This is a genomic window from Dyella sp., from assembly GCF_036384435.1.
Classification (GTDB): domain Bacteria; phylum Pseudomonadota; class Gammaproteobacteria; order Xanthomonadales; family Rhodanobacteraceae; genus GSA-30.
The window spans coordinates 1-9,026 of sequence record NZ_DASVMI010000152.1; the positions used below are offsets into that span (position 1 = coordinate 1).

General features: G+C 59.7%; 9 protein-coding genes and 1 tRNA gene. 7 read left to right on the plus strand and 3 right to left on the minus strand.

Features of this window, described 5'->3' with window-relative positions; genetic code table 11:
• Together VF436_RS14795 and VF436_RS14800 are read right to left on the minus strand one after the other, a co-directional pair.
• Positions 1-124: transposase (locus VF436_RS14795; RefSeq protein ID WP_330904020.1), on the minus strand; the 124-nt coding region annotated here is incomplete at its 3' end.
• Positions 125-273: 149 nt separating this feature from the next.
• Positions 274-349, minus strand: a tRNA-Phe gene (locus VF436_RS14800).
• 274 nt (positions 350-623) lie between these two features.
• Here VF436_RS14800 and VF436_RS14805 point away from each other — a divergent pair.
• From VF436_RS14805 to VF436_RS14830, 6 genes are all read left to right on the plus strand, one after another.
• Positions 624-1,439 carry an integrase arm-type DNA-binding domain-containing protein gene (locus VF436_RS14805; protein ID WP_330904801.1) on the plus strand — a complete coding sequence of 272 codons (816 nt, stop codon included), beginning with the start codon at positions 624-626 and terminating at the stop codon, positions 1,437-1,439.
• A 36-nt stretch (positions 1,440-1,475) separates the two neighbouring features.
• Positions 1,476-2,279 (plus strand): tyrosine-type recombinase/integrase, encoded by an 804-nt coding sequence (locus VF436_RS14810; protein ID WP_330904802.1) that lies wholly within the window; start codon positions 1,476-1,478, stop codon positions 2,277-2,279.
• Between the two features lie 198 nt (positions 2,280-2,477).
• Positions 2,478-3,287 carry a hypothetical protein gene (locus tag VF436_RS14815; RefSeq protein WP_330904803.1) on the plus strand — a complete coding sequence of 270 codons (810 nt, stop codon included), beginning with the start codon at positions 2,478-2,480 and terminating at the stop codon, positions 3,285-3,287.
• 85 nt (positions 3,288-3,372) lie between these two features.
• The gene (locus tag VF436_RS14820; RefSeq protein ID WP_330904804.1) at positions 3,373-5,832 is read left to right on the plus strand and encodes a hypothetical protein; all 2,460 of its coding nucleotides are present in this window, start codon (positions 3,373-3,375) and stop codon (positions 5,830-5,832) included.
• A gap of 39 nt (positions 5,833-5,871) precedes the next feature.
• Positions 5,872-6,102: a hypothetical protein gene (locus tag VF436_RS14825; protein ID WP_330904805.1), complete on the plus strand. Its 231-nt coding sequence runs from the start codon at positions 5,872-5,874 to the stop codon at positions 6,100-6,102.
• A gap of 375 nt (positions 6,103-6,477) precedes the next feature.
• Complete coding sequence (locus VF436_RS14830; protein WP_330904806.1) at positions 6,478-6,831, plus strand: hypothetical protein; 354 nt, start codon at positions 6,478-6,480, stop codon at positions 6,829-6,831.
• A gap of 842 nt (positions 6,832-7,673) precedes the next feature.
• Here VF436_RS14830 and VF436_RS14835 read toward each other — a convergent pair.
• Positions 7,674-8,447 (minus strand): DUF4440 domain-containing protein, encoded by a 774-nt coding sequence (locus VF436_RS14835; protein WP_330904807.1) that lies wholly within the window; start codon positions 8,445-8,447, stop codon positions 7,674-7,676.
• A 408-nt stretch (positions 8,448-8,855) separates the two neighbouring features.
• Here VF436_RS14835 and VF436_RS14840 point away from each other — a divergent pair.
• The coding region (locus tag VF436_RS14840; protein ID WP_330904808.1) for a transposase at positions 8,856-9,026 on the plus strand (171 nt) is incomplete at its 3' end.

The window sequence follows — 9,026 nt, forward strand, 5'->3', positions numbered from 1 at the left end:
TCCAGTTGAAGAACGTCGCTTCGCAGATCCCCATCTTTCGACAAACTTCCGCTACCGTCGTGCCGCTCTCGGCCTGGCGCAGGGCGAACGCAATCTGCTCTTCGGTGTATTTGGTCTTCTTCATAGCAAAACAGCCTCCTCATGAGGGTCAGTTTCGCCGAAAAACTCTACTTTGAAACGCTACAAATGGCAGGGATAAGGTCACCTGCGGCCAGAGTGCGGCCAGAAACGAAAAAGCCCACTCATAAAAGTGGGCTCAGTCGTTGCTATACATGGTGGCCGGGGACGGAATCGAACCGCCGACACGGGGATTTTCAATCCCCTGCTCTACCAACTGAGCTACCCGGCCAGGGTATGGCGTTGAGCCGACAATTAAAGCGGAGTTGGCTCCCCTCGTCAAGGCTTTTTTACCTCGTAAGTGGCGCTACGCCTGGGTTGAAGCTCAACCCCTGAAACCAAGATATATCATCTTGGTCAGCGCAAAATGTGGCTCGTCGCTGCGGGAGAAAATTGACTGAACGAGTCCTCTCCACCCGACAAGAACCGCTCGATCAGGGGCCATCAGGGTGCCGTACGCGGGGGTATCATCGATCCAGCGGTGTTCGCCAAGACGGGGATCGGATATGGCAGTTCAGCTCGAACTTTCTCAGATGTTGGTGGACAGCCTGACGTTTGAAAATCGGATCGTCGGATTGAATAAGGCCGGGCGCCCGCTCTTTGAGCCGACCCCACCGGGCACTGCCGAATGGATCGTGCGCGACGGTGGAAAGCGTGGGCAGGCCGGGTTGCTTATACGCATCACATCGGGAGCGATCACCTGGTGCGTGCGCCGGAAGATGGGGGGCAAGTCCACCCGCCGGGCCATGGGCCGCGCGCGAAAGGCCGATGACTTCACTGGCCGGGTCCTGACCTTGGATGAAGCCCGCAAGCGGGCGCGTGCATGGCTGGTTTCAATGGAGGAGAACATCGCCCCCCTGCGGGTTCGAGAGGATCATTTAAAGCAAACCAAGCTGGCGGCCGAGCACCGACGGTTGACCATGGCGGTGGCGTTCGCCGACTTTATTGAGGCCAAGCGCAAACACAAAGCCAAGTTGGGGGAGGAGGGGCGCCTGGAGGTCGGTGTTGGCAAACGCCGAACCGCTGACCCCAAATTGCGGGACAGCAGCACCGCCGACCGAATCAAGGTCCAACGGTGGCTGGACGAGTCGCCCATGTGGCAGGTGCCCATCGGCCACCTCACCGAGGAGGTGGTCAGCGAAAGCCTAACCCCACTGCTAAAACGGGCCGCCGGCGGCCAGCCCAAGATCAGCTGGGGTCCGAAATCGGTCTCCAAGGGCACCCTGGACAAAATCTACCGCCACCTAGACGGCGCTTGGTGGCGCGCGGCCAAGATTCTCAAACTGGGAGTGGGGAGAGATGAGGGGCCGCTTCGGCTGTAGCGCCAGAACCACGAGAGCGATTGGCCTGCGGATCGGATGGTGCGAAAAGCGCTGGACACCACGTCGCCCGACCACATTCAGTGGCTGAAAGCGTTGTTGGAAATGCAGAAGGTCGCGCATGACCCGGCGGTGTTCACCCACCGCACCAGCCCCCGTAGCAAGGCGATCAAGCCCCACCTGTCCGTGCTCGTTGATTTCTACCTTCTGCTGATCCTTTGGGGCACCCGCGCCAGGGAGACCCGACTGCTGGAATGGGCGCAGGTGGATTTGACCAAGCGTCTGATCTGGCTGGCCGAGGACACCACCAAAAATGCGGCCTTGGACGTGATGCCGTTGACGCCCTGGGCCGCTGAGATATTGCAGGAGCGCAAACGCCTCAACGAACTATGGCGACCGGATGCGCCAGGGCGTTATGTGTTTCAGTCCCGGGGGCACGGCCATCCGATCAATAGCCCCCGTGGTGTGTTGGTTGCCCTGGCTGAGCAGACGGGCATTGGGCTGACTGCCCACGACCTGCGCAGGTCCCTGGCCCGAGAGATCGGCAGCGACGATGACTTGCTCCACACCGCCCGCCTGTTGGTCAGTGGGGCGGCGCTTCACCACGGAGCGGGAAAGGGCGGCAGCCGAGTGGCGGGGGCCACCCATCGCTACCTGGAAGAAAAGGCCAATATCCTGCGCCCTCTTTACCAAAAGCGGGAAAACCGGCTTCGGGAGCTTGTGGGCTTGCAGGGTGAGAAGCCAAAGGCCGAACTGGACGTCGACGCCGTGCTCGACCGCATGCGGGCTGACCCGGAGTTCTTCCAGCAAGTCATGCAGACGGCGCTTCGGCCAAAATCCTGATCAAGACCGCAAAGGCAGAAGGGCTTCTGTAATGCTGACGTATTCCTCGACGCCCTTCGGCGGATTGATTGCCTGATGGCAGAGGTGCCCTTAGATTTTCGGATCGAAGGGATCGCGGAATTGATGGATTGAAGATCCGACAGAGGTTTTTACATTGTTCCTAACTTGCAGGGTAATCGGTCTGCACAGGGAGTTTGTATGTCTATTGGCGGTTTGTTAATAGGGAAAGCTTGGGACTTGTCCGTGGACCGCATGTTAGACGACGTGATCGGCCTAGCCATCGCCAAGGCCTCAAAGCATCGATCCCGACGCTTCATCGAAGCGCTGATCGAGGCGGTTCGGCTCGAAGTGGACCATGATGTTTCGGAAGACGAATTGAATGAGTTGCTGGCGAAGCTGGCGAACAAGACCAACTCCGAGGCCGTGTTCGATGCATGCAGCAGAGCTTGCCTATCTAGGTCTAAGGATATTGGGCCGCGAATCATCGCTTTTCTTACGGCGGTATTGCCTGGTGAAGAAAGAGGGCCGACCGATGAAGAGGAAATGATATTAGATGTGGCCGAACGGCTAAATGATGACGAGTTAAGTTCGTTGGTCGACATCATTCGTCTTTGGGAAAAGGAGCTGGTTTCCGGCTTGTCCAAAATGGTGAGGGCAGCAGTGGCCGGCTATGCCTTGGCCTATGAGCTGCTCCACCAAGTGACCTTTACCTATTGGGTGCTGATCGCCGGTTTTCGATTGGCGGCTTTGATTTACGTTCCCCGTCGTTATTGGGTCGCGCTCGCCGTTGGCGAATTAATCCCACAAATCTATTTAGCAATAACTTGCGAGCCGCAATACGGATGGCTCTGGTCCGTGGTGGTCATGACCTTCATTCCGATTGTGTTGGCCATGCCGGCGGTTTACTGTTGTCAGCAGACGTTGCGGATGACACCGACGCGCGGTGGCGTGCGCATGGACGTGTTGCTGTTCTGCATCCTGCTCACCACCTTCAGGCAATACCGCTAAAGCTATTCGTACACGAATTCATTCTGGCCGAAGGCGCTGATCGAGGCTTCGGCCGTGTCCTTGCGCACCCATAGGAAAGCCCCCCATGATCGACACCACCGACACCACCGACACGCCTGCCGATAGCGCCAGCGACATCGAGGCCCTGGCCGCCAAGCCGCTGCCGCCGCTGGTGTTCGCGCGCGACAGGCGCAAATACACGCGCTTTCTCGATCCGCTGCACACTGGCCCCGGCCTGCAGCTGTTCGAATCGCCCGAGCATGAGGCGCTGGGCGATGGGCTCATCTTCATCGATCCCAGCGGCAAGACGTTCACGCAGTCGGCGCCGAACACGAACTACTTTCTCACAGATGGTGGTCAATACCTGAGCTACGGCCAGGTCATGGCCCTCGCCGGCGATTTCTACGGCGTGCCGAGCCAGCCCATTTCCGATGGTGCCGCCGCCAGCGATCAGCAGGCGCGCTTTCTCGCGGCCTTCAATTCCCTTTACTCGGAAAAGCCGGTCAACGGCGTTTACCAAGCGCAGCAGATCCTGCAGATCATGCAGCAGCAGTCGGACACCGTGACCGACAGCGCCAACCAGATCATGGCGCAGCACCCCTATACCGACGATGCGTGGTCCCAGGCCTACACGGCCGCTAATAGCGACAACCAGTTTGACAAGGCCTACAACTTTGCCACTGGTGCGGTGGAGGCCACGCCTTGGTTCATGTCGCAGGGCCGCTACCTGCAGCTGGCCAATGTGAACTGGGATCATTTCGGCGCGTGCGCGGTGGCCTGCTATCTGGCCGGCCATGCGGTGGCGTGCGATACCGCGGCCGGCGGCGACTACATGCGCGCCTATGCCATGGAAGCCTTCGCCTGCCACTTCCTCACCGACCTTTTCTCCACCGGCCACCTGCGCACGCCGCGAAAGGCGCTGCACACGGCGAACCCGGCCTCAGACCTGTGCGCGCAGCGCATGCACGACGAGGATTCCTACAACGGCCTCGTGGTGCACAACCAGAAGGGCAATACCTGGATCGCGTATGGCGACAAGCGCCTCAATGATCCGCCCAACCAGCTGAACTACACGATGGCGCAGGCGGCCGTGACGCTGTCGCTCAACGAGGTGATATCGGCGCTCGGGTCGAAGAATCCATCGGCGCCCAACGCGGCGCTGAACCTGATTCCGAATCTCGACATGGCGACGAACGCGCAGGACACCGCCAACTGGTCGCCGCTGTACGTGCTGGACAATACGGGCGCGCCGCTGGTGCGCGACACGCTCTCCGATCTGCGTTGCCGCGAATGGACCTCGCTGTTCTACTACGTCTCCACCTACTGGCGCACGCCCGCGGGCGGCGTGCACAGCCTTGCCGGCGCGCCTCCGGGCCGCGGCGTGGCGCCGGCGCACGCCATGGCCTGGCAGAGCCATCGCATCATCGGCAGCTCAGAGGACGATCTCGCGCCCAGCGCCGCCATAGTGACCAACCCCGATAACGGCCTCGGCAACACCACCCCGATGAGCCAGTTCGGTAACCAAAATCTCGGCAGCGACGCCACGCCGGCCATGCAGAACACGCTAGTGGCAGTGTTCCGCAAGAAAAGCAGCGATAGCAGCAATCACCATCTGCACTACGTGGCGGCACCCATGACCGACGCGCCGGCGTTTAAGATCTATAACTCCAAGGACATCAGCTTCAACGGCCAATCCACCCACACCACCAAGGGCGGCGATCCGGCCGTGGTGGCGCAGCCGGGGCAGCTCTTCATGGTGTATCCCGACGACTCCGGCGTGCTGCACCAGGCCACGTGGTCGGCGGCCACCGGCACCTGGACAGCGCCGAGCAACAACACCCTTTTCAGTGGCAACGACAGCAAGACCTATACCTTGATTCAGCCGGTGTCCGACCAGGCCTCGCCGCGTGTGGCGCTGTGCAACCTCGCAAGCTCGGTGTCTTCGCAAGTGAGCAGCGCGGGCCTGTATCTCGCGTTTCCCACGGCTAACCTGCTGGCCAGCGGCGGCAATATCGCGCTCAGCGCCTCGACCACGCCGGGGGCGTTTTCCACGCCGCATACTTTCCGCTACAGCGCCGGCAACGCCACGGTGAACCCGCGTACCGTGCTCGGCGTGAGCCTGGTCGAGTACCAGGATTCGCTCCTGCTCGCCTACGCCGACGTCACCAGCGGCGGCGCCATCCGGATAGCGCAAAGTGCCGATGGCAAGAACTGGACCCAGCTCGCCGGCAGCGTGCGCAGCGCCAGCGGACAACCCATCTGGACCGCCTCCGCGCTGAGCCTGGTGGTGTACGGTGGCTTGCTCGCGGTGCTAGTGAACGACACCAACGGCAACATCACCGCCCACACCTACCTCAACAGCACCGGCCGCTGGGTGGACTACACCGTGCAGGGCACTTCCAACGGCAGCACCGGCAAGGCACCGTTGCAGTCGCTCTACGGATGGAGCGCGTTGGCTTGGCAGAACCAGGCCTACGTGGTGTTCAGTGACAAGGCGAACGGCGCGCCCAGCATCATGACCACAGCCAGTTCCACGGCGTCATAACCCCCGCGGAAAAACCCGCATCCTGCTGCGACGGTGCGGGTGTTCTGGCATAGCGCGATTTCGATCAATGCGGGCTGGCGCAAGGAGCCGCCAATACTGCGAAGGGATACGAAAGGCGTACAGACCACCATCGCCATCGCCGAGCGGCTCGGGTTGAAGGGTGTCGATCGCCACGCCACCGTGATGGTCAAATACTGGAAGCTGGCAGTGGAGTTCCGCACGGGAAAGCCATGGATGACCCGTTGGCGCCTCGGTCGGGGCTTGGGCTGAAGCTGACGGTCGAAGAGGCGGGAGATGGGGCCGTCCCGTCGGAGGCCGAAGTTGTGATGTGGGGCGTTTGAGTAAGGAGCGTTGTGAGAATGTCCGCCATGTCGCGTGAGCGCTCCATATGCCGAGAGAGCGAGCAGCAAGGGGGCTATGGTTGTTCATTCCAGAGGATTTGGGCCAAGCGGCGTGAGTGACGCCCCGTCGACATGATGAGGGAAATCGGCCTGCTCTGATCCAGAGGCCATGACGATCGCACCATTGCCCAAATGATCGGAGTCACCACCTCGTGGATATCTGCGGTTGGATTGCTGCTGGATAGGGATGGCAATTAAAGATCGGGGCTGAAGCGGCACCATTCTCTATGTCAAGGAATTAACGATGAAAGTTCCAGCATTGAAAATGCTCCGGGTTACGGTCGTACTTATTGCGGCACTTCTCAATCTCGTTGGTTGCACAACCCCGAGACAATACGTGTGGTCTCCGCCTCCAGAGGGAGTGATTAGAGATAAGGTTGCTGCAACCGCCATCGCTCATGCGATATGGTTTTCGATGAATCCATGGAAAGATGAGCCATCGGAACAAATGTGGCAGGAACACTTCGACGCGATTCGAAAGGGTAATACTTGGTATGTTAATGAAAAGAGTCAGCCGCCAAACTCCCTTGGTGGAGAAGTGACAATCATGCTCGATGCGAGGGATGGCCGGGTGATTGAGGTGGCCGCTTCACAATGACTCGCATTTTTAATGCTTCGAGTGCTAAAGCCGGAATGCTGTTTAGCCACGACCGAAATCCGCGGTTGCGAATTTGGGTTAGGTCAAACATCGATTTCCATAGGCGCCGACTGCGTCGCTGATGATGACCCTGGTTGACAGGGATTTGAGCGGTATATTCTCGGAAGGTCCGCTTTCGAGCCGAGTCAGACGTCTTACGTTGAACAACATCTTCACTTATCAAATGGAAAAGACAGGAGACTGCCCCGTGTCAACAAAAGAACGCTTCATGGTGTGCATAGGCGAGGTAAGGAAAAATTTCGTCTTCGGAGACTTGTTTTCCGACGTCTATACGAAATCGGTAACCATGTCAGATGGATCGATTCGGGAGATCAAACTTCGGCCCACCATGAAAGATGGCGATCTGATCATTGAAATAAGGGACGGTGACCATCTCAGTTACATGGGGCCAAACGGGACCACGACACACGGGGCGCTGATGATAGGGCTTAGGCAAGTCGGTGATTCTAGTTTTGGGATCAGAATTGGCCGGCTAGGCGTGTTGCGCAGGTGCCAGCCAGCGCTGTAATGCCTGCTTGCTTCCGAGAACGTGCCAGACTAATGTCCGCTCTCGGCGGCGGACCTTTCGGGTTGGCCGATTGACCAACAGTAGCGGGGGTGTTCAACACCAGCGCATTGTTTAGCCCATGCCGGAATGCTGTCCAGCGATCACCGTAACCGGGGCTCGTAGCCCATCCGAGATGACCATCACACACCGGCATCAGCGGGAACCTGGACTTGGGTCAGCTCTGGTCGGACATGCGGTCAGTTGAACCGGAATACGCATTCAGTGACATTGTGAGTTATCGGACACGCTTCCAAACGATGTCTTCATTGTTGCGCCGTTCGTCCAACGCGTCGACTTTCCCATAGGCGTCGCGGTGGAACAGCTCCCGCCCTTCCACGCGCTTGCGGAAGAACAGATCGCCGGATTCGGGCAGTAGCTCAGTCTTCGGGCCGTCGCCCTTTTGCATGAACAGGGCAGTGCCTTCGCGCGTGACGGTGCGGCGGACGCCGGGTGCCAACTCGTAGCTGCCCGTGAAGTCGTCCAACTTGGCCAGGTCGGTGGTTCCGACTTTTGGGTCTTCGTAGTAGCGCATTGTCTGGCTGGCGGCGATCTGCCAGGTGCCGTGGCGAAACAGCCAGGTGTCCACGGTGTGGTAGCGGGCATGCATCGTCTGGCCATAGGCAGTTTCAGATTCGTCGCATGTGTAGGCCACCGCGGCGGCATCGGGCGTCAGGATGACATGTGGATCGATGACCCGCATATGCAAGCTGTACCCCGCAGGCATTGGCCCGATATCGGCTAGCAGTGCCTGCTTGTCCATGGTCCGGCCTTTTTCGTCGTACACCATCGCATCATCGGCAAACCAAGCGTTCCACGGTTTCGGGTCACCAGCATCGGAGGCGGCGTAGAGTTGCTGCGTGCGTTGCAGTAGCTCTGCTTGCGTGATGGCGCCGGCCGTGGAGGATGCTGCGTGCAATGGAGCGGAAATGCCGACCGCGAGGCACAGAAGGGCGGGGATAACTGTACGGATCATGCGATGGTCTCCGCGGGTGTAAGGTGCTTTGGGCATTCTGCAGCGAGGCTTGCGCTTGAATCGTGGCGGCAGCGCCCATGCATTGTCGCCATGGGCGCCGTGCCGGCGACCTGGTCTCCCATGACAACGCTTGCGGGCGGCAGGTTGAATAAGCGTGGTGCGGCAAGGGAGCCTTCGCATGTGCCGGATGTCCCGTTGTATCCTGTCGAGGGATAAATCCGGCCAGTTAAATGGCTTGGCGGAATTTGGGGAAAGTTCAGAAGGATGCACGCAACGGCCTCTCACGGCGTCCTCTTTTATTGGGTCCCCCGGCGTGGAGGATTCACCATGCACACTCCAGTGCCCCCTCCTATCTGTCGCCGACAGACCCGCAACAGGCACTGGATCGCCCAGCCTTTCGTAGACACCTTCGAGCCATAATTTCTGGCAATCGAGGAGGTCGGTATGAGTGGGAAGCGGTACACGGATGAGTTGAAGATCGAAGCGGTCAAGCAAGTGACCGAGCGCGGGCATTCGGTGGCCGAGGTGGCCGAGCGGCTGGGCATCACGACGCACAGCCTCTACGCGTGGAAGGTCAAGTTCGGCCAGCCGGACACGGTGCGTCGGGCAGAGCTG